Below are 25053 nucleotides of genomic sequence, written 5' to 3' on the forward strand. Positions count from 1 at the left end.
GGTAACATGCCGGCTTTCTCCCAAGGCCTGGAAAAGGCGCTTCACCAGGCGCTGACGCTCGCCAATGAGCGGCACCATGAATATGCAACCCTAGAACATCTGCTGCTCGCCCTCATCGACGACACCGAGGCGGCCGCCGTTATGCGCGCCTGCAACGTCGATCTCGACGAGCTGAAGCACACCGTTCTGACCTATATCGACACCGAACTCGACAATCTGGTCACCGGTTACGATGAGGATTCCAAGCCGACCGCCGGCTTCCAGCGCGTCATCCAGCGCGCCGTGATCCATGTGCAGTCATCCGGCCGCGAGGAAGTGTCCGGCGCCAACGTGCTCGTCGCCATCTTTGCCGAGCGCGAGAGCCATGCCGCTTATTTCCTGCAGGAACAGCAGATGACCCGCTACGACGCGGTCAACTACATCTCGCACGGCATCGCCAAGCGCCCCGGCGCATCGGAGACGCGCTCGCCGCGCGGCGCCGATGACGAGCAGGGCGGCCAGAACGGCGCCGAGCCGCAGGAGGAAGGCGGCAAGAAGAAGCAGCAGCAGGATGCGCTGACGGCTTATTGCGTCAACCTCAACAACAAGGCCAAGGCCGGCAAGATCGATCCGCTGATCGGCCGCGAGAGCGAAATCAACCGCACCATCCAGGTGCTGTGCCGCCGCTCTAAGAACAACCCGCTCTATGTCGGCGATCCCGGCGTCGGCAAGACGGCGATTGCCGAAGGTCTGGCCAAGCGCATCGTCGAAGGCGACGTGCCCGAAGTGCTGCAGGACGCCACCATCTTCGCGCTCGACATGGGCACGCTTCTGGCCGGCACCCGCTACCGTGGCGATTTCGAAGAGCGGCTGAAGCAGGTTGTCAAGGAGCTAGAGGATTATCCCGGCGCCGTGCTGTTCATCGACGAGATCCACACCGTCATCGGCGCCGGCGCCACGTCCGGCGGCGCGATGGATGCGTCGAACCTGTTGAAGCCGGCGCTGTCTTCGGGTGCCATCCGCTGCATCGGCTCGACCACTTACAAGGAGTTCCGCCAGTTCTTCGAGAAGGACCGCGCCCTGGTGCGGCGCTTCCAGAAGATCGACGTCAACGAGCCGACCATCGAGGATGCCATCGAGATCATGAAGGGCCTCAAGCCCTATTATGAGGAATTCCACAAGGTGAAGTTCACCAACGAGGCGATCAAGGCTTCGGTGGAACTGTCGGCCCGCTACATCAACGACCGCAAGCTGCCGGACAAGGCGATCGACGTGATCGACGAGACGGGCGCCTCGCAGATGCTGGTGCCGGAAGCCAAGCGCAAGAAGACGATCGGCATCAAGGAGATCGAAGCCACCATCGCCACGATGGCCCGCATCCCGCCGAAGACGGTTTCGGCAGACGACGAGAAGGTGCTGCAAGGCCTCGACATCGAGCTGAAGCGCGTCGTCTATGGCCAGGACACCGCCATCACCGCGCTGACCTCGGCGATCAAGCTGGCACGTGCCGGCCTGCGCGAACCGGAAAAGCCGATCGGCTCCTACCTGTTCTCAGGCCCGACCGGCGTCGGCAAGACCGAAGTCGCCAAGCAGTTGGCTGCCTCGCTCGGCGTCGAGCTGATCCGCTTCGACATGTCGGAATATATGGAACGCCACACCGTCTCGCGGTTGATCGGCGCGCCTCCCGGCTATGTCGGCTTCGACCAGGGCGGTCTGCTTACCGACGGGGTCGACCAGCATCCGCACTGCGTGCTCTTGCTGGATGAAGTCGAGAAGGCGCATCCGGACCTGTTCAACATCCTGTTGCAGGTCATGGACCACGGCAAGCTGACCGACCACAACGGCAAGCAGATCGACTTCCGCAATGTCATCCTTATCATGACCACCAATGCGGGCGCATCCGATGCCCAGCGCGCGGCGATCGGTTTCGGATCGACCAAGCGCGAAGGCGACGATGTCGAGGCCATCAACCGGTTGTTCACGCCGGAGTTCCGCAACCGTCTCGATGCGATCATCCCGTTCGGTTCGCTGCCGGTGCCGGTCATCCATCAGGTGGTGCAGAAGTTCGTCATGCAGCTCGAGGCCCAGCTCTCCGAGCGGGGCGTCACCTTCGACCTGTCGTCCGACGCGATCGCCTGGCTGGCCGACAAGGGCTATGATGAGCGCATGGGTGCGCGGCCGCTCGGCCGGGTCATCCAGGAGCACATCAAGAAGCCGTTGGCCGACGAGGTGCTGTTCGGCAAGCTCAAGAAGGGCGGCACGGTGCGCGTCACCGTCGAGAAGAAGGAAACCGGCGAAACCGGCCTGAAGCTCGAATCACTGGCCGACGAAGCCCCGGTGCAGCCGAAGCAGGAGCCGGAAGAGGCGCCGAAAGCCCGCAAGGCGGTGGCCAAGAAGCCCGTCGCCAAGAAGGCGGTGGCGCAGAAGCCTCAGCCCAAGGGCAAGGACGAGCCTGAGCCCAAGGGCAAGGATGGCGGCAAGCGCAGCCTGGTGCCGCAACTGCCGCGCAAGAGCTAAAAAGTTCGCCTATGAAAAAAGGGCCCGGTGACGGGCCCTTTTTTCATTGGCTGGCCGGTTTGCCGACACAGCGCCCCTGCTTTTCAGGTCAGATGTTGTTAGGTCAGGCGGCGACGCCCTCGGGTGCAAACTTGCCCAGGAAGTACCCGCACGCCTTCCAGATGGCGATCGAAATCAGAACGCTCGCATAGCCATCCACGGCATAATGCCAGCCAAGGACGACCGAGCCGACCATGATGATTGCGGCGAATGCCCACATCAAAAGGCCGGCCAACCGTGAGCGGCGTGTTGCATAAAGCGCGAAAAGCACCGCCATCGCCACATGCATGGACGGGAAGGCGGATATGCCGAGACTGCCTGGCGTCGCCCCGATATAGCCGCTCCACACAATGTCCTGCGTGCTGAGCGCCCAGATCGGATAGATGCGATCGGCGGCGGCGAGTGCTTGCATCAGGGAATGATAGTCGCTGCCCAGCCCCAGTCGCTCGTAAAAGCACGGCCCTGCCGAAGACAGGCCCATCGCCAGGAAAAAACCCGCCAGTATCCACACGAGCATGAAGCTCATCAGGAACTGGTGACGCAGCTTCGTGTCCCTGCGCGTGATGCAAGCGATGAAGACCGAGGCGATAAGGACGACGAACCAGGAATTGTAAGCCAGGTTGAACGATCTTACGGCGAGCGGCGACTGGACGATAAACCATAGCCATTCATGGGGCGCTCGGCCGAAATGCAGCACCCGGTCGGCCTGAGCCAATGCGTGATCCCATGCGAATGGCGAAAGGATCGCGACCGCGCCTTTCAACACACCGAAAGCGGATATGAGCGCAATGCACGCGGCCAGACCATTCAGGCTGTTGGCGTTGCGCTCGGCGTCGCCGAAGACGCCGCCGATCGATCGCAGGAAAGTGCCGAGCGGCTCAGGATCCCGCTTGATGAGTGCAAGGTGAAAAAAGCTGCCGAGTGCGAAGGCGCAGCCACCGATCCAGAAAGCGAAAAGAAGGTATTGGGAATAGTCTTCCAGCACGCCGAAATCCGGCATGTTTCCGGTGCGCAGGCCGACCGCGGCTGCCAAAAGCAGGGCAGCGATGGCCATCGCGTGCAGCAGGCGGTGTCGCCGGTACGCGTCCGCCAAGGTGCGCAGAAAGGCCCGCCCGGCAGCTGCTTTTACCAACGGCTCTGATGTCGCAACCGAATGTTCCACGATTTTGAAAACCCAAACGCATCCCGGTACGGAGCACGTTATCACGGCGTGGTTTGATATTTTCCTAACCGACGTGGTGGATTGTGGCTGAGCGCATCTCCCTGAGGCGCGCGCCACCTCAACCGTTCAGCGCTGCTCGGATCTTCGCCGCGTTCTCCGTCAGCACTTCGGGCTTCTCCATCTGCCCCGTATGCGGCTTGAGCGCGATGCCTTCGAACCGCGGGATGACATGGACATGTAGGTGGTAGACGGTCTGGCCGGACGCCGGTTCGTTGAACTGCAGGATGGTGACCCCGTCAGCGCCGAAAGCCTTTTTGACCGCCAGCGCGACCGTTTGGACCGTGGTGAACAGCCGGCCGAGCGTCGCGGGATCGGCATCGAGCAGATTGCGCGACGGTGCTTTGGGCACTACCAGCGTGTGACCGGGGCCTTGCGGCATCACATCCATGAAGGCGACCACGGCATCATCCTCGTAGATGCGGTGCGAGGGGATTTCGCCGCGCAGGATCTTTGCGAAGATATTGCTGGGGTCGTAGGCCTCGGTCATGGCGGCGCTCCGGGAGTATGCTCCCGGTGTAGCGAAGCTGTCCCGGACCGGCAAGATGGTCAGGTAAGATGGTCAGGTAAGATGGTCAGGTAAGATGGTCAGGCGAGGGCAGGGGCGGATCGCTATTCCTCAAGATCCTTGCGGAACGGCGTATGCTCTTCCAGGATTTCGCCCATCCGCTCGACCTCGCGGCGTTCCCGCCGGAGATAGTCGGCCACAGCATTGCGCAGGCCGGGATGTGCGATGTAGTGCGCCGAATGCATGGTCACGGGACGATAGCCGCGCGCCAGCTTGTGCTCACCCTGCGCGCCGGCCTCGACCACCTTCAGCTTACGCTCGATGGCGAAGTCGATGGCCTGATGGTAGCAAACTTCGAAATGCAGGAACGGGTGGTCCTCGATGCAGCCCCAATTGCGGCCGTAGAGCGCATCGGAGCCGATGAAGTTGATGGCGCCGGCGACATAGCGGCCATTGCGCTTGGCCATTACCAACAGGATATCCTGGGACATGCGCTCGCCGATCAGCGAGAAGAACTTGCGGTTGAGATAGGGCCGGCCCCATTTGCGGCTGCCGGTATCCATATAGAAGGCGAAGAAATCGTCCCAGGCCCTTTCGGTCAGGTCCTTGCCGGTCAGCCGGTCGATCGAGATATCGTTGGCGAGCGCCTCGCGCCGCTCCTTCTTCATCGCCTTGCGCTTGCGCGATGCCAGCGTGGCGAGGAAATCGTCATAGGTCGAAAAGCCTTCGTTGAAGAAGTGGAACTGCTGGTCGGTGCGGTGCAGGAAGCCGGCTGCTTCCAGCGTTGCAACGTCGCTTTCACTGGCGAAGGTGACATGCGCGGACGACACGCCGAGCTTTTCCGTCACCGCCTTCAGGCCCGCTGCGAGACCGGCCTTCACAATGGCGCTGTCCTCGCCTTTGCTGACCAGCAGGCGAGGGCCGGTGACCGGAGAGAACGGCACGGCGCATTGCAGTTTCGGATAGTAGTTGCCGCCGGCGCGTTCGAACGCATCGGACCAGCCGTGGTCGAAGACATATTCGCCCTGGCTGTGCGATTTGAGATAGCAGGGCACGGCGCCCAGCAATCTGCCTTGGGCATTTTCCAGTCTGAGATGATGACCTTGCCAGCCGGTACGCCGCACGGCGCAGCCGGAATCTTCAAGCGCGCTCAGAAAAGCATATGAAACGAGAGGGTTATAGCCATTTTCTGTGTCGCTGCGGGTTGTGCCGGTAAAGCCGTTCCACTCGTCGCAGGTGAAGGCATTGATGCCGGCGGCAACGCGGATGGAAAACTCCGCATTCGCCGTTTGCCCGTCACCTTCATCACCCTGATCCATGGGGCTTATTTAAGCTCTGTCGGGGCCGCTACAAGTCACGTTTCAGGCACTTCCATCAGGCGACATTGACCAGATCGGGTTCGAACCCTTCGAACGTCATCTGGTCGGCGTATTTGAAGGTGAGATCCACCGCCGGCTGGTCATGCACCGTCCAGGTGATGACAGGCATTTTAAGCCTTTCGCGCACGAAGCTGACGAACGGGTTCGGCAGATCGCCCGCGGCATAGGAGGTGAAGGCGAGGTCATGTGCCAGCATGGCAAAATGCGCCTCGATCAACTGATTGTCCCTGCCGTAGGCGGTCAGCCCACCCGGAATGGCAGGCGCATCCTTGGGGAAGTCGCGGACCAGCCAGTGGTCGAACGACATGATCGCCGCCTTGCCCTTGTAGCGCTCCAGCATCTTGCCGACGCTTGCCACCAAGCCCTCGTCGTAACCGGGCACACCCTTCAGTTCGACAACCATCGGCACACGGCCGTCGACCAGGTCGAGCGCTTCTTGCAGTGTCGGCACATGGTCCTTGGTGCCGCCGATCCTGAGCGCCGCCAGTTCCGCTGCCGTGCGCTGCCAGACGAAGCCGTCCTGGCCGGTCAACCGCCTGAGATCGCCGTCATGAATGATGATGGGGACGCGGTCGGACGACAAATGCACGTCGCATTCGATCGCATAGCCGCGCTCGGCGGCAGCAGCGAAGGCCGACAGCGTGTTTTCCCAAAGCGTCTTGTTCATGTCGTGAAAGCCGCGATGCGCCACCGGGCGGGCGGTCAGCCAGGAAAGGTCGGTCATTGTCTTGGTCCTGCTCATGCGACCTCGAAGACGGCTTCGATTTCCACTGCGGCATTAAGCGGCAGACAGGCGGTGCCTACGGCGGAGCGGGCATGCTTGCCGCGCTCGCCAAGGGCCGCGACCAGGAAATCGGAGGCGCCATTGGCGACCAGATGCTGCTCGACGAAATCCGGCACTGATGCAACAAAGACGGTGATCTTGACTAGCCGCTGGATTTTTTCGAGATCGCCAAGTGCTGCTTTTGCCTGCGCCAAGATGTTGATTGCACAGTACTTTGCGCCTTCCTTGCCGGTTGCCGTGTCGACGTCGCGGCCGAGCAGGCCGCTTACCTGCAGCTTGCCGTCCTTGAGCGGCAACTGCCCGGCGGTGAACAAAAGATTGCCGGACCTGCAATAGGGCACATAGTTCGCGGCGGGCGCTGCGGCGGCAGGTATCGTCACGCCGAGATCGCTTAGCCGCTTTTCGATTGTTTCACTCATCGTATTTCCCTATTGCTTGGAGACGCCGCGCTGGCCGGGCCGAAATTGCTATTTTTGCCTCGCTTCCGCCACGACTTTTTTTAAGCTGGACCATCTTTACCTGCGGCCTGCCATCAGCTGCGACGATCGGAGCCCCTTATGCGCGCAACGCGCCTTGCCTTCCACGCCGTTCTCGTTCCGGTGCTGTTCTCGATGGCTCCAGCCTTTGCCGTGCCGGCGCTGCAGGCGCATCGCGCCGTCTACGATCTTACCCTCGACAAGGCGTCGGACCGCTCGGGCATCACCGGCATTTCCGGCCGCATGGTCTATGAGTTCAACGGCTCGCCCTGCGAGGGCTATACGGTAAAATTCCGTTTCGTCACCCAGATCGCCACCGGCGACAACACCAGGCTGACCGACCAGCAGACGACCACGTTCGAGGACGCCGAAGGCAAGACCTTCTCGTTCGTGACCAAATCCTTCGTCGACCAGAACCTCGACAAGGAGGTCAAGGGCACCGCCACGAAAGAGACCAAGGGCCTCAAGGTCGACATCGACAAGCCCGAGAAGAACAGCCTGGAACTCGCCGCCACTCAGTTCCCGACCCAGCATCTGGTCGAACTGATCGGCAAGGCCGAGAAGGGCGAGAATTTCTACGAAACCAGCCTGTTCGACGGTTCGGAGGATGCCAACAAGGTGATGACCACCACCGTCATCGTCGGCAAGAAGGCCGAGGGCGACAAGGCCGACCCCGAAGCGCCGGCGCTGGCCAAGCTTGCAGGCGACAAATACTGGCCGGTCGACATCGCCTATTTCGACGAGACCGACAAATCGGGCGAAGAGGTGCCGGAATACCGCATCAGCTTCAAGCTGCACGAGAACGGCATCACCCGCGACCTCACAATGGACTATGGCGAGTTCTCGATGACCGGAAAGCTGGTCAACCTGTCGCTGTTCGATCAGACCAAGCCTTGCCCGGTCTCGAAATAGCAACAATGCGGCGCTGGCCACGGCAGGCTTGATGGCAGTTCCCGATGGCGGTCTATGTCGATGCGGCGATCTGGAAATGGGCCGGCCATCGCTGGTGCCACCTGATGGCCGACGATACGGACGAACTGCATCGTTTCGCCGCCGAGCTTGGCGTCAAGCGTTCGTCCTACCAAGGGCCGCCCAGGACATCGGCGCCGCACTATGACATAACAGGCTTCGAGCGCGACCGGGCGGTGCGGCTCGGCGCCATCGAATGCAGCCGCGAGGAGATCGTTGCGATCTTCAGGCGCGTACGGGTACCCAACGGAAAGGGCCGATCGTGACGCTAACGGCATTCCTGGCTTATTGCATTGCCATCACACTTGCCGCCGCCACGCCGGGACCGGCGATGTTCACGGTGATCACCAACGGCGTGGCACGCGGCTTCCTGCGTGCGTTCGTCGCCGGAATGGGCATTGCCGCCGGCGATGCCGTGCTGGTCACCCTGGCACTGCTCGGGCTGGTGGCGCTGGCCCAGACCTTCGAATGGGTGTTTCTCCTGTTGAAATACGCCGGTGCGGCCTACCTGATTTTCCTCGGCATCAAGATGTGGCGGGCCGCGGCCGCGCAATCGGCCGCGCAAGGAATCCCCCAAACCGGATTGTCGCGGTCGTTCCTGCTTGGCGCCTCCGTGGCGCTCGGCAACCCGAAGGCGATCCTGTTCCACGCCTCGATCATGCCGCTGATCCTCAACCTCGACACCATGACGTTTGCCGACGGCCTGCTGGTGGTGGCAGTCGTCGTCGGCGCCAATATTCTCACCATGGGCATCTACGCCGCGCTGGCGGGCAGGGCATCCGGCTGGTTCAGGACGCCCGAACGCATGCGGCTGATTAACCGGTTCGCCGGCAGCGCCATGATCGGCACCGGAGCGCTGATTGCCGCACGCTGAGCGATGAAGCACCTCACCGCTTGCGTTTGCAGCGCTTCCCCTCTATATGCGCGCTCATTCCACACACGGACTTTGGTGTCTGCCCGGGAGAAATCCGGCTGAAACCTCCGGTGGCGTTCGAGGACAAAGTCCAAAAATGCCTGTGTCCGTGGAGGCTAACCGGAAAAGGAACTAAGAATGGCACTGCCTGATTTCAGCATGCGCCAGCTTTTGGAAGCTGGCATTCACTTCGGCCACCAGACCCACCGCTGGAACCCGAAGATGGCGCCTTACATCTACGGCGCCCGCAACAACATCCACATCATCGATCTGTCGCAGACGGTGCCTTTGCTGCACCAGGCTCTGAAGCAGGTTTCCGACACCGTTGCCAAGGGCGGTCGCGTGCTGTTCGTCGGTACCAAGCGCCAGGCTTCGGATATCGTCGCCGACGCGGCGCAGCGTTCGGCCCAGTATTATGTCAATTCGCGTTGGCTCGGCGGCATGCTGACCAACTGGAAGACGATCTCGAATTCGATCCAGCGCCTGCGCAAGCTCGACGAGATGCTGGCCGGCGAGGCCCAGGGCCTGACCAAGAAGGAACGCCTGAACCTCGACCGCGAGCGCGAGAAGCTCGACAAGGCGCTCGGCGGTATCAAGGACATGGGCTCGACGCCCGACCTGATGTTCGTCATCGACACCAACAAGGAAGCGATCGCCATTCTCGAGGCCAAGCGCCTCGGCATTCCGGTCGTTGCCATCATCGATTCGAACTGCGATCCGGACAAGATCGACTTCCCGATCCCCGGTAATGACGACGCGGCGCGCGCCATCCAGCTCTATTGCGACCTGATCGCCAAGGCTGCCATCGACGGCATCGCCCGCCAGCAGGGCGCGCTCGGCGTCGACATCGGCGCCTCGGTCGAAGCTCCGGTCGAACCGGCGCTTGATCCGGCTCCGGCCCCGGCTGCGGACGCTCCGGAAGCTTGACAGTCGAAGGCCGGTTGCGGCCTTCATCATTCTCATATTTGGCACGCTAGACGGACGCATCACCGAGTACCGGTGGTGCGTCGGTGCATTTAAAACAAAGAGGCGACAATGAGCATTTCGGCTGCACAGGTCAAAGAACTCCGCGACTTGACCGGCGCGGGCATGATGGACTGCAAGGCGGCGTTGACCGAGACCAACGGCAACATCGAAGAGGCCGTCGACTGGCTGCGCAAGAAGGGCATTTCCAAGGCCGACAAGAAGGCTGGCCGTACTGCCGCCGAAGGCCTGATCGGCGTCGACTCCGGCGTCCGCGAGGCCGCCATCGTCGAGGTTAACTCCGAGACCGATTTCGTGGCCCGCAACGAGCAGTTCCAGGAGATCGTTCGCAATGTCGCCAAGGTCGCGCTTGCTTATGGCACGACGGAGGCTGTCTCTGCCGCAAAGTATCCGGGTTCGGACAAGTCGGTCACTGACACCATCAAGGACGCCGTTGGCACCATTGGCGAGAACATGAGCTTCCGCCGTTCGGCCAAGCTCACCGTCCCGCACGGTGCTGTCGCAACCTACGTCCACAATGCGGTTGCCGATGGTCTTGGCAAGCTCGGCGTTCTGGTCGCGATCGAGACGACGGGCAATGAGCATGCCGCGAACGCCTTTGGCCGAAAGGTCGCCATGCATGTCGCCGCCACCAACCCGCTGGCGTTGACCGCCGAGCAGATCGATCCGGCAGCGGTCGAGCGCGAGAAGGCGATCTTCGCCGACCAGGCGCGCCAGTCCGGCAAGCCGGAAGCGATCATCGAAAAGATGGTCGAAGGCCGCCTGCGCAAGTTCTACGAGGAAGTCGTGCTCCTCAAGCAGGCCTTCGTGCTCAATCCCGACATCACTGTCGAGCAGGCGCTGAAGGATGCCGAGAAGGATATCGGCGCTCCGGCCAAGATCTCCGCCTATCTGCGCTTTGCGCTGGGCGAAGGCATCGAAAAGGAAGAGACCGATTTCGCGGCGGAAGTCGCGGCGGCGGTGAAGAAGTAGTTTTAAAATAGCCCCTGAAAAGGGGCTTCTCAGCTCAGGCAACTCGGCCGGGTGTCCGCAAGGATGCTCGGCCGATTTCTTGTGCGGTGTCGATGAAGGCCCTGAGCTTTGGCGCCATCGACGCCCGGCGCGGGAAGTAGAGGAAGAGGCCGGGCTCCTCGATCGCCGTTTGCGGCAGGATCTGAACGAGGCGGCCGGCTGCCAATTCCGCGCGCACCAGCGGCTCGAACACATAGGTCAGCCCGACGCCGGCAAGCGCAAGGTCGATCGCGGCCAGCGAATCGGTGACGATGACCGTACCCTTCGTCTCGGCCACGACATCCTGGCCGTCCTCGGTCAGGTCCCAGCGATAGAGTGCGCCGGAGCGCACAAGCCGGTAGTCGATGCAATTGTGGTCCGAAAGATCCGCCACACCGCGCGGACGGCCATGCCGGCCGACATAGGCGGGGGAGGCGACGATCACGGCGTTGAATGGCGGCGTCAGCCGGACCGTGACCATGTCCTGTGCGATCATCTCGCCCAGCCGGATGCCGGCATCGAAACCCTCGCCGACAATGTCCACCAGCCCCTGATCGGTGAGCAATTCGATGGTCACATCAGGATAGCGTTCAGCCATCGCGGCGACCACGGGAGTGACGGCAAGTGGAACGGCGATGTTGGGAACGTTCAACCTGAGCAAGCCGGAGGGCCGGCCCTTGATGGCGCGGATACGGTCCATCCGGTCGGCGATATCCTGGAGAGCAGGGGCTGCCGTCTCCACCAGCGCCTTGCCGGCTTCCGTCAGCGAGACGCTGCGCGTGGTGCGCGCAAACAGCGGCTGGCCGATCCGCTCCTCCACGAGGCGCACCGCATGGCTGACGGCGGATGGGGACATGCCCAGTTCGGCCGCAGCTAGCGCAAAGCCGCCGCGTCGGGCAACGGCGACGATGACAGGCAAATGACTGAGCAGATCCCGGTCCATTCATGCATGATATCGCATAGTCCTTGCGAACACTTCAATCTTCTCGATGCCGACAGGCTGACCCATATTGCCATCACCGATGCACAAAGGAGAAGAGAGATGGACGCCTTGAAACACGCTACCTTCGCCGCAGGCCTTGCCCTAGCGCCGGTCGATGCCGGCGGCGCCGAGCCGTCCGGTTGGCGCGCGCTCGCCGACGAACGCGCCGTCATCCGCATCGCCGATGCCATCGACCGTGCCGTCGATGCGCAGGACTGGAAGCTTGCCCGCTCCTATTTCGCCGACCGTGTCACCGTCGACTTCAGCAGCCTGTCAGGACAGCCTGCCGCCGCCATCCCCTCCGACAATCTGATCGGTACCTGGGCCGGCAACCTCAGGGGCAGCAAGACCAGCCTGCATCTGCGCACCAATCACCAGGTGATCTTTGAGGCGGACGCGGCGACCGTCTCTTCGAACGGCTATGCCTGGAACCGGATGGAAGGCAATGGCGACCCGCTGTGGGAAGTCTGGGGCACCTACGAGCACCATCTGGTTCGCTCCGGGACCGGCTGGAAAGTCGACGGCTTCGTTTTCCGCGCCACGCATGAGCGCGGCAATCCCTGGGTCAAGATGACGCCTGGCCAGTGAGCCGGCGTCAAGAAATCAGGATAGGAAAAACACCATGACCATGAGCTATTACACACTGGGCAACAGCGGCCTGCGCGTCAGCCGGCTGGCACTGGGCACCATGACCTTTGGCACCGAATGGGGCTGGGGCGCGGACAGGGAAACCGCGCGCGCCATGGTCGACGCCTATGTCGAGGCCGGCGGCAATTTCTTCGACACCGCCGACCTCTACACCGGCGGCACAGCCGAAACCTGGCTCGGCGAATTCATCGCCGAGCGGGGCTTGCGCGACAAAGCGGTGATCGCCACGAAATTCACCTTCAACGCGGAGCCCGGCAATCCGAACGCCGGCGGCAATGGCCGCAAGAACATCTTGCGCGCCGTGGACGCCTCGCTGAAGCGGTTGGGCACTGACTATATCGACCTCTACCTCCTCCATGTCTGGGACGGGCTGACGCCGGCCGAGGAGGTCATGCGCACGACGGATGATCTCGTGCGTGCGGGCAAAATTCGCCATGTCGGCCTGTCCGATGTGCCGGCCTGGTATGCTGCCCGCGCGCAGACGATCGCCGAGTGGCGCGGCTACGAGCCGGTGTCGGCCCTGCAGCTTGAATATTCGCTGGCGGAGCGTTCGATCGAAAATGAGTTCGTGCCCTTCGGCACCCGCCATGGCGCAGGAATCATGGTGTGGAGCCCGCTGGCCAGCGGGCTGCTCAGCGGCAAGTACCGGCCGACGCAGGACGGCCATGTCGGCCGGCTCGACGGCTTTCGCAACACCACTCATCCGGGGTTCCAGAAGTTCACCGAGCGCAACTGGGCGATCGTGGCGGAACTCGAAAAAGTGGCCGCCGAACTCGGACACAGCATGGCGCAGGTCGCGCTCAACTGGGTGGCAACGCAACCGGGCATCGCCACCGTGATTCTTGGCGCCACCAAGCTGGCACAGTTGCAGGACAATCTGGCGGCGTTGGATTTCACTTTACCCGCCGAGCTTCGCGCGCGGCTGGATACGGTCAGCAAGACACCGCCGCCATTCCCGTACGCCTATTTCGGGTCCGACATACAAGCCCGGGTTACCGGCGGCGCCGTGACCGGCGACAAACCGTTGGGTTATGCGCCGCCGCTGCTGGTCGAGGGCGACGCCGTCAGCATCACCAGCAACTGACGGGCCGCGACGGGAAGGCGGAATTCGGCGAGGGGCGCCGCGTGACATCGCGGCGCCCTTCGTGTATCGGAACTCGGCATCGCGCCAGCGGCGGCGCCCGCGCGAGGGCGGCCTGCCCAGGCTGCCACACGCAATCAATGACGAGGTCCAGATGACGGCAAAGCCCCTCTATCGACGTGTCCTGCTGAAAGCCTCGGGCGAAGCGTTGATGGGCGAGCAGCATTTCGGCATCGACGTCTCGGTGGTCGACCGAATCGCCGCCGACATCGCCGAAGCCCGCGCGCTTGGCATCGAGGTCGGCGTCGTCATTGGCGGCGGCAATATCTTTCGCGGCGTGGCGGTGGCATCCAAGGGCGGCGACCGCGTCACCGGCGACCACATGGGCATGCTGGCCACCGTCATCAACTCGCTGGCGCTGCGCACCTCGCTGAACAAGATCGGCGTCGATGCCGTCGTGCTGTCGGCCATCGCCATGCCCGAACTGTGCGAGAGTTTTTCCCAGCGCCAGGCCACCGCCTATATGAACCAGGGCAAGGTCGTCATTTTCGCCGGCGGCACCGGCAATCCGTTCTTCACCACCGATTCGGCCGCGGCCTTGCGCGCCGCCGAGATCGGCGCCGACGCGTTGTTCAAGGGCACCCAGGTCGACGGCGTCTATTCGGCCGATCCCAAGAAGGATCCGAATGCGACCCGCTTCGAGCGCATCAGCCATGCCGAAGTCATCAACAAGGGCTTATCGATCATGGATACCGCCGCAATTGCACTTGCGCGCGAAAACAACATCCCGATAATCGTCTATTCGATCCACGAAAAAGGTGGTTTCGGCGATATTCTGCGGGGCGGCGGCCGTTGCACGATCGTCGCCGACGAATAATCCGGAGTATACTCTCCAAAAAGGGATCAGTTTTCGAAAGAGGGGCGGAATATGAGCCCTAAGCAGTGAACCCGGATCAAACGGGTCGAGGAGACTAAGATGAGTGGTGAGTTCGACGACCTCAAGCGGCGCATGGATGGCGCGATCGCCGCCTTCAAGCACGATTTGGCTTCGCTGCGCACCGGCCGTGCCTCCAGCAATCTGCTCGACGCCATCCAGGTCCAGGCCTACGGCACCACCATGCCCATCAACCAGGTGGCGAACGTGTCGGTGCCCGAGCCGCGCATGATTTCGGTTTCGGTCTGGGATAAGTCGATGGTCGGCGCGGTCGACCGTGCCATCAGAGAATCCAATCTCGGCTTCAATCCGATCGTCGACGGCACCAATCTCAGAATTCCGCTGCCCGAGCTCAACGAGCAGCGCCGCAAGGAACTGGTCAAGATCTCGCATGGCTACGCCGAGAACGCCCGCGTCGCGGTGCGCCATGTCCGTCGCGACGGCATGGACTTCTTGAAGAAGGCCGAAAAGGACGGCGACATCAGCGAGGACGATCAGCGCAAGCGCTCCGATCAGGTCCAGAAGCTGACCGACGAGACGATCAGCACCATCGATCACCTGCTTTCCGATAAGGAAGCTGAAATCATGCAGGTTTAGGGTCGGCCCACACCGGCCCGAAAGCGAGACAATGGCAACGCCCGCGCATGTCGCGATCATCATGGATGGAAACGGACGCTGGGCCAAGGCGCGCGGCATGCCGCGGCTTGCCGGCCATCGCGCCGGCGTCGAAGCGCTGCGCAAGACGGTGCGCGCCGCGCCCGGTCTCGGCATTTCCTTCCTGACCGTCTACGCCTTTTCGTCGGAAAACTGGTCGCGGCCCAAGGCCGAAGTCAGCGACCTGATGGGGCTTTTGAAACTGTTCATCCGCCGCGATCTGGCCGAACTGCACCAGAACGGCGTGCGCGTCAGGATCATCGGTGACAGGGCGGGGCTGCAGCCGGACATCAGGGGCCTGCTGGAAGAGGCCGAATCGCTGACTGCGCGCAATGAATCGCTGACCTTGGTCATCGCCTTCAACTATGGCGGGCGCGACGAGATCGTGCGCACGGCACGCAAGCTCGCAGCCGCAGTGGCGCGCGGCGAGATCGACGCAGAGGCGATCACGGCAGACACTTTTGCCGGCGCCCTCGACACCGCAGGCATTCCCGATCCGGAGCTGGTCATCCGCACCAGTGGCGAGCTTCGGCTGTCGAACTTCCTTCTGTGGCAGGCAGCCTACAGCGAACTGGTTTTTCTGCCTTGCTACTGGCCTGACTTCAGCCGCGAACACCTGGCCGACGCATTGCGCGATTTTGCTGGCCGCGAGCGCCGTTTTGGCGGGCTTGCCGCTCAAGATGTCGCTGCCTCGTGATCGGCGGCGGGATGAACAATCTTCAGCTTCGCATCGTCTCGGCGCTGGTGCTGGCCGCAATAGCGCTTGGCCTGACCTGGTTGGGAGGGCTGTGGTTCCGCCTGCTTTGCGCCGGGATATCGGCGGTCATCTTCTATGAATGGGCGCGCATGTCGCGCCCCTTGGCCGGTGCGACCCTCGGCTTCATTCCCGAAGCGCTGCTTCTGGTTTTCGTCGTCGCCCTGGTTGCAGGCGTGCCGGCATCGTGGCTTCTGTCTCTTGTCCTGGCCATGGTTGTGGTCGCTGCTGTCGGCGCCCGTATGCGTGGAGCGGCGCAATGGGATGCAGCCGGTCTTGCCTACGCGGCTTTGTCCGGCTTATCGCTGGCGCTGCTGCGCGGCGGCGACCATCCCGGCCTGGTCGCAATCCTGTTTCTGTTCGCCGTGGTCTGGGCGACCGACATCTTCGCCTATTTCGTCGGCCGCTCCGTCGGTGGGCCCAAGCTCGCGCCATCTATATCCCCCGGCAAGACGCAGAGCGGCGCGCTTGGCGGCGCTGTCGGCGGCGTGGCCGCCGGCGTGCTTCTGGCTGCCGCCGCCGGGGCCGGCAATCTTGGCGTCCTCGCCTTGGTTGCGCTGGTGCTGTCGATTGTTGCCCAGGCTGGCGATCTCTTCGAATCCTGGGTCAAGCGCCGCCACGGCCGCAAGGATTCAAGCGCGTTGATACCCGGGCATGGCGGTGTCATGGACAGGGTGGACGGGCTTGTCGCGGCGGCTTTTGCCCTATACGTGATCGGCTGGATTTCGGCGGGCGCCGATCATCCGGCGCAGGGGCTGTTTCCGGCTTGAGTGATATTTCACGGCGAAGAAATGGCGCACGCCACGGATTCGCCTGGATTGATGTCACAGTCGCGGCGACACCTTTTGCCGCGGGTGAATTTGAGGGCACAACTTGAACGAAATTCTTCACGCGTTTTTCAGCACGGAAGGCTTTGTCCTCGGCACGCTGGTGCCGTTTCTGTTCGTGCTGACCGTGGTCGTCTTCATTCACGAAATGGGACATTACCTGGTCGGCCGCTGGTGCGGCATTGGCGTGAAGGCCTTTTCGATCGGCTTCGGCCCCGAACTTCTCGGCTTCAACGACAGCCACGGCACGCGCTGGAAGCTCTGCGCCATACCGCTCGGCGGTTATGTCAAATTCGTCGGCGACATGAGCGCCACGTCGAGCCAGCCGAGTTCGGAAGATCTGGAAACGCTGACTGACGCTGAACGCAAGGTCGCCTTCCACACGCAGCCGATCTGGAAACGCGCCGCCACGGTGGTGGCCGGACCGCTGTTCAACTTCCTTTTGACCATTGCCGTCTTTGCCGTGCTGTTTTCCCTCTATGGCCGCCCTGTGTTTGAGCCGATGGTGGCGGCGGTCACCGCCGGCAGTCCAGCCGAAAGGGCCGGCATTTTGCCAGGCGACCGATTCGTCGCCGTCGACGGCAGCAAGGTTGAGACCTTCGCCGACGTCCAACGCCTGGTCTCAGGCCGCGGCGGCGACGCTATCAGCTTCACCATGTTGCGCGACGGCAAGGAGGTCACCGTCGTCGCGACGCCGGAGCCGATGGAGCAGCTGGACGCACTGGGCAACAAGGTCAAGGTGGCCGTCATCGGCGTCGTCAACAACAAGGATGTCGGCCAGCCCAGGCTGATCACCTACAGCCCTGTCGGAGCAGTCGGCGCCGCGGTCGAGGAGACGGGGCACGTCATTCAGCGCACCGGCCAGTTCCTGCAGCGATTCGTTGTCGGCCGCGAAGACAAATGCCAGCTGGGCGGCCCGATCAAGATCGCCAAGATGTCGGGGCAGGCGGCAAAGCTGGGCTTCCTATGGCTGGTGCAACTCGTCGCCGGCCTGTCGGTCGGGATCGGAATTCTGAACCTTTTGCCGATTCCCCCCCTCGACGGCGGCCATCTCCTGTTCTACGCACTCGAAGCCGTTTTCCGGCGTCCGGTATCGGAGCGGATGATGGAAATGGGATACCGGGCCGGCCTCTTTCTGGTGCTGGGATTTATGGGCTTCGTCTTCTGGAACGATCTGTTTGGGTGCTGAAATCATGAAGAAATTTGGCTTCAGCACCGGCAATGTTGAGACGCCGTTTACCATGCACGGGGGTATGCGTGACGCGAAAGCCACGCATCAGGGTTAAGTAATTACAAATTAACCAGAAGCCTTGCGTGTAGGGAAAATCCGGTTAATACGGTAGGAGAAATTACCGCACGTCCGGTTTTCTCGCCGTGGGGACTTCGAGAAAAGGTACAAAAGCCCGATGAAGGCAGCATCCAAATTTTTGAGCGCCGCGTCCGCGGTGGCTATGTCCGCCGCTCTGGTTGTACCAGGTGCGCTCGCCGTGCAGTTCGTTGCCACATCTGCGGCGCAGGCAGCCGTTGTCTCGAGAGTCGAGGTCAGCGGCAACCAGCGTGTCGACGCCGACACCATCCGCAACTACATCACGATCAAGCCGGGCAAGGCGTTTTCCAGCGCCGATATCGACGATGCGGTCAAGGCGCTGTTCGGCACCGGGCTGTTCTCGGACGTGCAGATCAATCAGGTCGGTTCGACGCTGGTAGTCAAGGTTGCCGAATACCAGGTCGTCAACCAGGTTCTGTTCCAGGGCAACAAGAAGCTCAAGGACAACGCGCTGGCAGTCGCCGTGCAGTTGAAGCCGCGCGGGACGTTCTCGCAGGCAACGCTGGACTCCGATGTCGAGGCGGTAAAGGCTGCCTACAGGCGAATTGGCCGGGATGACGCCGCTGTCACGACGCAGATCATGGATCTCGGCGACAACCGCGTGAACGTGGTCTTCAACATCAACGAAGGCGGCCGCACCAAGATCGCCGCTGTCAATTTCGTCGGCAACAGCGCCTATTCGAGCCGCCGCCTGTCCGACGTCATCGCAACCAAGCGCTCGAGCTTCTTGTCCTTCGTGCTGCGTGACGACGTCTATGACGAGGACAAGCTCCGCGCCGACCAGGAATCGCTGCGCCGCTTCTATTACAATCACGGCTATGCCGACTTCCAGGTGGTCTCAGCCGTCGGCGAGCTCGACGACACGACCAACCAGTACACCGTTACCATCACCGTCCAGGAAGGCGACCGCTATACGTTCGGCGACGTCAGCGTCGAGAGCACCATTCCCGAAGTCGACTCGAAGGCGCTGGAATCGGTGGTTCAGACCCACAAGGGCGACGTCTACAACGCCAAGAATGTCGAGGACACCATCATCGCGCTGACCGAAAAGGTCGCGGGTTCGGGCTATGCCTTCGCCCAGGTGACGCCGCGCGGTGATCGCAACTTCGAGAACCACACCATTTCGGTCGTCTATACGATCGACCAGGGCACCAAGGCCTATATCGAGCGCATCGAAATCCGCGGCAACGACCGCACGCGCGACTATGTCATTCGTCGTGAGTTCGATGTCAGCGAAGGCGACGCCTTCAACCAGGTACTCATCCAGCGCGCGAAGAAGCGGCTGGAAAAGCTAGATTACTTTGAGAAAGTCGACGTTTCGACTGTCCCGGGTTCTGAGCCAGACCAGGTCGTGCTCGTGGTTGACGTAGTCGAGAAATCGACCGGCGAGTTCTCGGTTGGCGCAGGATATTCGACCGGTGGCGACACTGCGGGTCCGTCCGTCGAAGGTTCGGTCGCGGAGCGCAACTTCCTCGGTCGCGGCCAGTACATCAAGGTTTCGGCGGGTGGTGGCAAGAATTCGCGCGACTACAGCCTGTCCTTCACCGAGCCCTATTTCCTCGGGCGCCGTATCGCTGCCGGCTTCGACATCTTCCAGCAGACACGCAACTACGACCACTATGACAGCGAGACGCTGGGTGCGACGGTGCGCTTCGGCCTGCCGATCACCGACAACATCTCGACGCAGTTGGCGTACAATATCGCCCAGGAGAAGTACAAGCTCGACGACGGTTGCGATGATACTCCCCACGATGAGATTCCGGACGCTGACTGCCACATTTCTAAAGCCATCGTCGAGGGCATCAATGATAGCCCGTGGATCAAGTCGTCGGTCAGCCTGGGACTGGTCTACAACACCATCGACGACATGAAGAGCCCGCATGAAGGCATCTACGCCACCACGACCGTGGAAGTGGCCGGCCTTGGTGGCGATGCCAAATTCGTCAAGGTTACCGGTCGTGGCACTGTCTACCAGACGCTGTCCGAACAGCTGGATCTGGTTGGCCTGATCTCAGGCGGCGCTGGCCATATTCAGGGCTTCGGCGGTGACGGCCTGCGTATCTTCGATCAGTTCCAGAGCAGCGACCGCATGATCCGCGGCTTCGAGTATGGCGGCATCGGCCCTGCCGATATTACGCCGGGTTCTGGTGGTGATCACCTCGGCGGCACCACCTATTTCAATGCGTCGGCGGAAGCTCAATTTCCGATACCGGTCATTCCGGAAAGCTTTGGTGTGCGCGGCGCTGTGTTTGCTGATGCCGCCACACTGTACGGCAGCAAGATCGACACCGCCGGCGTCGATCAGGCCTCGGTCGATATGAAGTTGCGCGCCTCGGTTGGTGTCGGCTTGTTGTGGTCATCGCCCTTCGGCCCGATCCGCATTGACTACGCGATGCCCGTCAAGAAGGAAAAGACCGACGACGTGCAGGAATTCAACTTCGGCATGTCGAGCCGCTTCTGATCTTGCGGTAACGATGCTTCCGGGCCGTTGGGGTCCGGAAGAGAATTGATCCGACCTAGCTGGATATTGCTTCTGGAATGACCGATCCGGTGTTCTTCGCGCCATCACGCCGGTATACGGCCGGCGAAGTCGCGAATCTGACCGGCGCGTCGCTCGTCGATTCCGACCTTGCCCACATATCGATCGATGCGTTGGCGCCAGCCAACGAAGGCGGCGAGGGTGCGCTCGTCTTCGTCGACGGCAAGCGCAATTTCGCGCTGATGCAGTCGCTGAAGGCGGCGGCCGTGTTTTGTCCCGCCGAGTTCGCCGGCAAGGCGCCGGCCGGCATTGCGGTTCTGGTGCATCCGCGCCCGCAGCAGGCCTTCGCCATGATCGGCCGGCTGCTGTTCCCGACGGCGGCTACGCCGGGACCGATGACCAGCGAAACCGGGGTCTCGCCGCAAGCTCATGTCGATGCCACGGCGCATATCGAGGCAGGCGCGATCATCGAAGCCGGAGCCGTCGTCGGCCCGCGTGCTTCCATCGGCAGCGGAACGGTCATTGCCCCCCACGCCGTTATCGGCCCCTCCTGCCAGATCGGCCGTGACGGCTACATCGGGCCGGGTGTCAGTGTTCAATATGCGCTGATCGGCAACCGCGTCATCATTCATGGCGGCGCCAGGATAGGCCAGGACGGCTTCGGCTTTGTCGGCGGCGCCAAAGGGCCCGAGCGTGTGCCGCAGGTCGGCCGCGTCATCATTCAGGACGATGTCGAAATCGGCTCGAACACGACCGTCGATCGCGGCGCCATGTCGGATACGGTCATCGGTCAGGGCACCAAGATCGACAATCTGGTGCAGATCGCCCATAACGTTCGCATCGGCCGCAATTGCATTATTGCCGGGCTCTCTGGTATTTCCGGCTCCGTCACCGTCGGCGACGGTGTCACCATGGGCGGCGGCGTTGGCCTTGCCGATCATTTGACCATAGGATCAGGGGCCAAGCTTGCTGCAAGGAGCGGGTTCATGAGCAACGTGCCGGCGGGCGAGATCTGGGGAGGCTATCCGGCGCAGCCGATGGCGGAAGCCATGCGCGAGATCGCCATGCTGAGGAAGCTCGCCAGGACGCGCAAGCAGGGCGAGGGGGGAAGTAGCTGAGATGGTGCCGGCGACGCTCGAAGCGGTCGATATATTGGGGTTGATGAAGCTTTTGCCGCATCGCTATCCCTTCCTGATGATCGATCGCATCATCGAAATCGACGGCAATGATTCTGCCATCGGCATCAAGAACGTGACCATCAATGAGCCGCATTTCCAGGGCCATTTCCCGGATCAGCCGGTGATGCCGGGCGTGCTCATCGTCGAGGCTATGGCGCAGACGGCCGGCGCGATCTGCATCCGTAACCTCAACACGGAAAAGCCGTCGCTGGTCTATTTCCTGACCATCGATAATGCGAAATTCCGCAAACCGGTCGTCCCGGGCGACCAGTTGAAAATCCACGTCAAGAAAATCAAGATGCGCGGCAACCTGCTCAAATTCGCCTGCGAGGCCATGGTGGAGGGCACAAAGGCCGCCGAAGCCGAGATCTCGGCAATGATGGTTACCGGCTGACGGTTCGAAATGCTCATGAAAATACAGACTTCAATCCACCCCTCGGCCGTCATCGAGGCCGGCGCGCAGATCGGCGAAGGCGCCTCCATAGGACCTTTCTGCTACGTCGGCGCTGACGCCGTGATCGGTGACCGCGTCGAACTCGTCAGCCATGTCTCGGTGCTGGGCGCGACAACCATTGGCGCCGCGACCAAGGTCTATCCAATGGCGACACTGGGCGGACCGCCGCAGAACACCAAACACAAGGGCGGCCGCACCACTTTGGTCATTGGCCAGAACTGCACGATCCGCGAAGGCGTGACCATGCATCTCGGCACCGATTCCAGCCGCGGCGAGACGACCGTCGGCGACAACGGCAATTTCCTTGCCTATGCCCACATTGCCCATGATTGCGTCGTCGGTAAAAACGCCACCTTCGCCAATGGCGCGACCCTGGGCGGCCATTGCGAGGTCGGTGACAGCGTTTATATTGGCGGCCTCAGCGCCGTTCATCAGTTCGTGCGTGTTGGTGACAACGCCTTTCTCGGCGGCTGCTCGGCTTTTGTCGGCGATGTCATTCCCTACGCCATTGCGGTGGGCAATCGCGCCAGCCTGCGTGGACTCAACATCATCGGCCTAAAGCGCGCCGGGTTGCCGCGCGCCGAAATCTACCTGCTGCGCAAGGCTTACAAGACCATCTTCGACCGCTCCCGCACTGTCGGCGAGAACATCGAATTCGCCAAGGCCGAGTTTGCGTCGTCGCCGACGGCCATGAAAATCATCGATTTCATCACCAGTCGCGGCAAGCGGCATTTTGCCGTCCCGTCGCTTAAGGGTGGCGACGGCGACGATGCCGATGACGAAGGCTGAGGCCACTTCAACGGGCCTCGATCTTGCGCCGGACGCCAGGGTCGGCATCATTGCCGGCGGCGGTAGCTTGCCGGTCGAAGTTGCCGCCGGCCTGGCGGAGGCCGGACATCCGCCCGTCATCATCCTGGTCGAAGGTCAGGCCGACCGTCAGTCCGACCTCACAATCTATGAGCATGAAAGCCTTGCGCTGGAAGACATCGGCTCGCTGGTTGCGTTGCTGAGGCGCCGGCGGATCACCCATCTTGTGCTTGCCGGCGAGATCAGGCGCAGGCCGCGGTTGGTCGACATGCGCCCGAGCCTTGGGCTATTGGCGCTTATACCCTCGCTCGCCATGGCGCTTGCCCGCGGCGATGACGGGCTGTTGAAGATATTGACCCGCGGCCTGGAGGCACGGGGCGTCAAGGTTGTCGGTGCGCATGAAGTCGTGCCCCGGCTCGTCGCGGCCGAAGGGCCGCTGACCAAAGCAGTGCCGCGAAAGTCCGACTGGCGCGATATCGAGGCGGCACACGCGGCGGCAAAGGCCATCGGCGCGCTCGACATTGGTCAGGCGGCAATTGCCATCGGTGGCCGCACTGTTGCCCTGGAAGGCGTCGAGGGCACCCACGGACTGCTCGAGCGGACGCAGCAGTTGCGCGGCCATGGCAGGCTGGCCGGCAAGACGCGCGGTGTCCTGGTCAAATGCGCCAAGCCTGGCCAGGAATTGCGTGCCGATCTGCCATCTATTGGCCCCCAGACCGTCGAGGCGGCGCATGCCGCGGGGCTCGCCGGCATTGCCGTCGAAGCCGGCCGTTCGCTCATCCTCGAAGGCCCCGCCGTTGTCGCGCGCGCCAATGCGCTCGGCCTGTTCGTGTTCGGCCTGCCGGCTGCGGAGTCTGTCCATGGCAGCTGAGAAGCCGCTGAAGATTGCCATCGTCGCCGGCGAAGAATCCGGCGACCTGCTGGGCGCCGACATCGTGCAGGCGCTGAAGCGCATGACCGGGCGCGAGGTGCAACTCGTCGGCACTGGCGGGCGGCATCTGCAGGCGCTCGGACTGGCGCCGCTGTTCGACGGCGCCGAGATCGCGCTGATGGGGCTCAGCGCCATCCTGCGTGACTTGCCGCGCCTGATGCGGCGGATCAGCCAGACGGCAAGTGCTGTCGCCGCCGAAAAACCCGACTGTCTGATCACCATCGACAGCCCCGATTTCTCGCTGCGCGTCGCCAAAAAGATCCGCGCCGCCGATCCGTCGATCCCGATCGTCCATTATGTCTGCCCGAGCGTCTGGGCGTGGCGGCCGGGTAGGGCGGCCGCAATGAAGCCCTATGTCGACCACATACTGTGCATCCTGCCTTTCGAGGTAAAGGAGCTCAGCCGTCTCGGCGGCCCCCCCGGCACTTACGTCGGACATCGCCTCACGCATGATCCAGGCGTGCTGGGCGCGGCCATGGCGCAAGCCCAGCCACGCGATCTCTCTGCCGATCACGTCAAGACGCTGCTCGTCCTGCCAGGGTCGCGGCGCGGCGAGGTGAGCCGGCTTATCGGTCCGTTCGGCGAGACGGTGTCGGCGCTGCGCGCGCGTGGCCACCGGCTGCGGCTGTTGCTGCCGACGGTGCCGCATGTCGCCGAACTGGTCAAAACATCGGTGGCGCGCTGGGATCAGGAGCCGGAAGTCATCCTCGATCCCGAGCGCAAGTGGCAGGCCTTCGGCAAGGCCGATGCGGCGCTGATCGCGTCTGGAACGGTGTCACTGGAACTCGCGATGTCGGGTGTCCCGATGATCTCTTGCTACAAGTTCGATCCGATCATGCTGATGGCGCAGAGCCTGATCACGGTGTGGAGCGCTGCTTTGCCCAACCTTATCGCCGACCGGCCGGTCGTGCCGGAAAGCTACAACCAGTATGTGCGGCCGCACTATCTGGCGCGGCAGCTCGAGGCACTGTTTTCAGACACCGCCTACCGCGCCTGGCAAAAGGACGGCTTTGGCGAGGTTGCCAGACGCATGGCCACCGACAGGCCCTCCGGCGACATCGCCGCCGATGTCGTTCTTCGCCACATCGGGAGAGCGAATAGGGCTTAGCGAGTGAATAGTGAATAGTGAATAGTGAATAGTGAATAGGATTAACGAGCTCTCGACTATAATCAAGCTGCTACTTACTACCTGCTATTACTACCTGCTATTCACTACTTACCATTCACCATTCACTCTCTT

General features: G+C 62.4%; 25 protein-coding genes. 19 read left to right on the top strand and 6 right to left on the bottom strand.

The window, feature by feature from the left end:
* Nucleotides 1–6: 6 nt before the first annotated feature.
* Nucleotides 7–2496 carry an ATP-dependent Clp protease ATP-binding subunit ClpA gene (gene clpA / locus X728_RS147655; protein ID WP_023671013.1) on the top strand — a complete coding sequence of 830 codons (2490 nt, stop codon included), beginning with the start codon at nucleotides 7–9 and terminating at the stop codon, nucleotides 2494–2496.
* A gap of 103 nt (nucleotides 2497–2599) precedes the next feature.
* Here clpA and X728_RS0135470 read toward each other — a convergent pair whose 3' ends face one another.
* From X728_RS0135470 to X728_RS147635, 5 genes are all read right to left on the bottom strand, one after another.
* Nucleotides 2600–3535 carry a phosphatase PAP2 family protein gene (locus X728_RS0135470; protein WP_031195654.1) on the bottom strand — a complete coding sequence of 312 codons (936 nt, stop codon included), beginning with the start codon at nucleotides 3533–3535 and terminating at the stop codon, nucleotides 2600–2602.
* Between the two features lie 280 nt (nucleotides 3536–3815).
* Entirely contained in the window at nucleotides 3816–4244 is a 429-nt protein-coding gene (locus tag X728_RS147650) for an HIT family protein (protein ID WP_023684683.1), read from the bottom strand.
* Between the two features lie 122 nt (nucleotides 4245–4366).
* On the bottom strand, nucleotides 4367–5581 hold the full coding sequence (locus X728_RS147645) for a GNAT family N-acetyltransferase (protein WP_023693439.1): 1215 nt from the start codon (nucleotides 5579–5581) through the stop codon (nucleotides 4367–4369).
* A gap of 55 nt (nucleotides 5582–5636) precedes the next feature.
* Nucleotides 5637–6365 carry a glycerophosphodiester phosphodiesterase gene (locus tag X728_RS147640; protein ID WP_023832079.1) on the bottom strand — a complete coding sequence of 243 codons (729 nt, stop codon included), beginning with the start codon at nucleotides 6363–6365 and terminating at the stop codon, nucleotides 5637–5639.
* Nucleotides 6366–6379: 14 nt separating this feature from the next.
* Nucleotides 6380–6844, bottom strand: a complete 465-nt coding sequence (locus X728_RS147635) for a RidA family protein (protein ID WP_023832080.1) — start codon at nucleotides 6842–6844, stop codon at nucleotides 6380–6382.
* A gap of 138 nt (nucleotides 6845–6982) precedes the next feature.
* On the opposite strand from X728_RS147635, the gene X728_RS147630 reads away from it, so the two are divergent.
* From X728_RS147630 to tsf, 5 genes are all read left to right on the top strand, one after another.
* A complete protein-coding gene (locus tag X728_RS147630) occupies nucleotides 6983–7813 on the top strand; it encodes a cell envelope integrity EipB family protein (protein ID WP_023671019.1) in 831 nt (276 codons plus the stop codon).
* A gap of 44 nt (nucleotides 7814–7857) precedes the next feature.
* Nucleotides 7858–8136 carry a DUF4031 domain-containing protein gene (locus tag X728_RS147625; protein WP_023671020.1) on the top strand — a complete coding sequence of 93 codons (279 nt, stop codon included), beginning with the start codon at nucleotides 7858–7860 and terminating at the stop codon, nucleotides 8134–8136.
* The gene (locus X728_RS147620) at nucleotides 8133–8744 is read left to right on the top strand and encodes a LysE family translocator (RefSeq protein WP_023832081.1); all 612 of its coding nucleotides are present in this window, start codon (nucleotides 8133–8135) and stop codon (nucleotides 8742–8744) included. The genes X728_RS147625 and X728_RS147620 overlap by 4 nt, the downstream gene beginning before the upstream one ends.
* Nucleotides 8745–8921: 177 nt before the next feature.
* Complete coding sequence (rpsB, locus tag X728_RS147615) at nucleotides 8922–9710, top strand: 30S ribosomal protein S2 (RefSeq protein WP_023671022.1); 789 nt, start codon at nucleotides 8922–8924, stop codon at nucleotides 9708–9710.
* A gap of 108 nt (nucleotides 9711–9818) precedes the next feature.
* On the top strand, nucleotides 9819–10739 hold the full coding sequence (gene tsf / locus X728_RS147610) for a translation elongation factor Ts (protein ID WP_023724376.1): 921 nt from the start codon (nucleotides 9819–9821) through the stop codon (nucleotides 10737–10739).
* 34 nt (nucleotides 10740–10773) lie between these two features.
* Here the strand turns inward: tsf and X728_RS147605 are convergent, their stop codons facing one another.
* Entirely contained in the window at nucleotides 10774–11700 is a 927-nt protein-coding gene (locus X728_RS147605; RefSeq protein ID WP_023832082.1) for a LysR family transcriptional regulator, read from the bottom strand.
* 99 nt (nucleotides 11701–11799) lie between these two features.
* Between X728_RS147605 and X728_RS147600 the strand changes: the two genes are divergently transcribed.
* The 13 genes from X728_RS147600 (at nucleotide 11800) to lpxB (ending at nucleotide 24921) form a co-directional block, all read left to right on the top strand.
* Entirely contained in the window at nucleotides 11800–12327 is a 528-nt protein-coding gene (locus X728_RS147600) for a nuclear transport factor 2 family protein (RefSeq protein WP_023832083.1), read from the top strand.
* Between the two features lie 34 nt (nucleotides 12328–12361).
* The gene (locus tag X728_RS147595; RefSeq protein WP_023724378.1) at nucleotides 12362–13471 is read left to right on the top strand and encodes an aldo/keto reductase; all 1110 of its coding nucleotides are present in this window, start codon (nucleotides 12362–12364) and stop codon (nucleotides 13469–13471) included.
* 151 nt (nucleotides 13472–13622) lie between these two features.
* Nucleotides 13623–14345 (top strand): UMP kinase, encoded by a 723-nt coding sequence (gene pyrH, locus X728_RS147590; protein ID WP_023671026.1) that lies wholly within the window; start codon nucleotides 13623–13625, stop codon nucleotides 14343–14345.
* Nucleotides 14346–14444: 99 nt separating this feature from the next.
* Nucleotides 14445–14999, top strand: coding sequence for a ribosome recycling factor (gene frr, locus X728_RS147585; RefSeq protein WP_023671027.1), 555 nt, complete (start codon nucleotides 14445–14447; stop codon nucleotides 14997–14999).
* Entirely contained in the window at nucleotides 14980–15753 is a 774-nt protein-coding gene (locus X728_RS0135475) for an isoprenyl transferase (RefSeq protein ID WP_280790906.1), read from the top strand. Before frr ends, X728_RS0135475 begins: the two co-directional genes overlap by 20 nt.
* Nucleotides 15754–15764: 11 nt before the next feature.
* Nucleotides 15765–16580: a phosphatidate cytidylyltransferase gene (locus X728_RS147580; protein WP_023696555.1), complete on the top strand. Its 816-nt coding sequence runs from the start codon at nucleotides 15765–15767 to the stop codon at nucleotides 16578–16580.
* A 103-nt stretch (nucleotides 16581–16683) separates the two neighbouring features.
* Nucleotides 16684–17826, top strand: coding sequence for an RIP metalloprotease RseP (gene rseP, locus X728_RS147575; RefSeq protein ID WP_023754870.1), 1143 nt, complete (start codon nucleotides 16684–16686; stop codon nucleotides 17824–17826).
* Nucleotides 17827–18043: 217 nt separating this feature from the next.
* Nucleotides 18044–20425: an outer membrane protein assembly factor BamA gene (bamA, locus tag X728_RS147570; protein WP_023742441.1), complete on the top strand. Its 2382-nt coding sequence runs from the start codon at nucleotides 18044–18046 to the stop codon at nucleotides 20423–20425.
* Nucleotides 20426–20502: 77 nt separating this feature from the next.
* Complete coding sequence (lpxD, locus tag X728_RS147565; protein WP_023700728.1) at nucleotides 20503–21561, top strand: UDP-3-O-(3-hydroxymyristoyl)glucosamine N-acyltransferase; 1059 nt, start codon at nucleotides 20503–20505, stop codon at nucleotides 21559–21561.
* A 1-nt stretch (nucleotide 21562) separates the two neighbouring features.
* Nucleotides 21563–22015, top strand: coding sequence for a 3-hydroxyacyl-ACP dehydratase FabZ (gene fabZ, locus X728_RS147560; RefSeq protein WP_023684696.1), 453 nt, complete (start codon nucleotides 21563–21565; stop codon nucleotides 22013–22015).
* Nucleotides 22016–22030: 15 nt separating this feature from the next.
* Nucleotides 22031–22864 carry an acyl-ACP--UDP-N-acetylglucosamine O-acyltransferase gene (gene lpxA / locus X728_RS147555; protein ID WP_023734357.1) on the top strand — a complete coding sequence of 278 codons (834 nt, stop codon included), beginning with the start codon at nucleotides 22031–22033 and terminating at the stop codon, nucleotides 22862–22864.
* Nucleotides 22851–23753 carry a UDP-2,3-diacylglucosamine diphosphatase LpxI gene (gene lpxI, locus X728_RS147550; RefSeq protein ID WP_023832084.1) on the top strand — a complete coding sequence of 301 codons (903 nt, stop codon included), beginning with the start codon at nucleotides 22851–22853 and terminating at the stop codon, nucleotides 23751–23753. The genes lpxA and lpxI overlap by 14 nt, the downstream gene beginning before the upstream one ends.
* Nucleotides 23743–24921 (top strand): lipid-A-disaccharide synthase, encoded by a 1179-nt coding sequence (lpxB, locus tag X728_RS147545; RefSeq protein ID WP_023832085.1) that lies wholly within the window; start codon nucleotides 23743–23745, stop codon nucleotides 24919–24921. Before lpxI ends, lpxB begins: the two co-directional genes overlap by 11 nt.
* Nucleotides 24922–25053 lie beyond the last annotated feature (132 nt).

It is taken from the genome of Mesorhizobium sp. L103C119B0 (assembly GCF_000502235.1).
Taxonomy (GTDB): Bacteria; Pseudomonadota; Alphaproteobacteria; order Rhizobiales; family Rhizobiaceae; genus Mesorhizobium.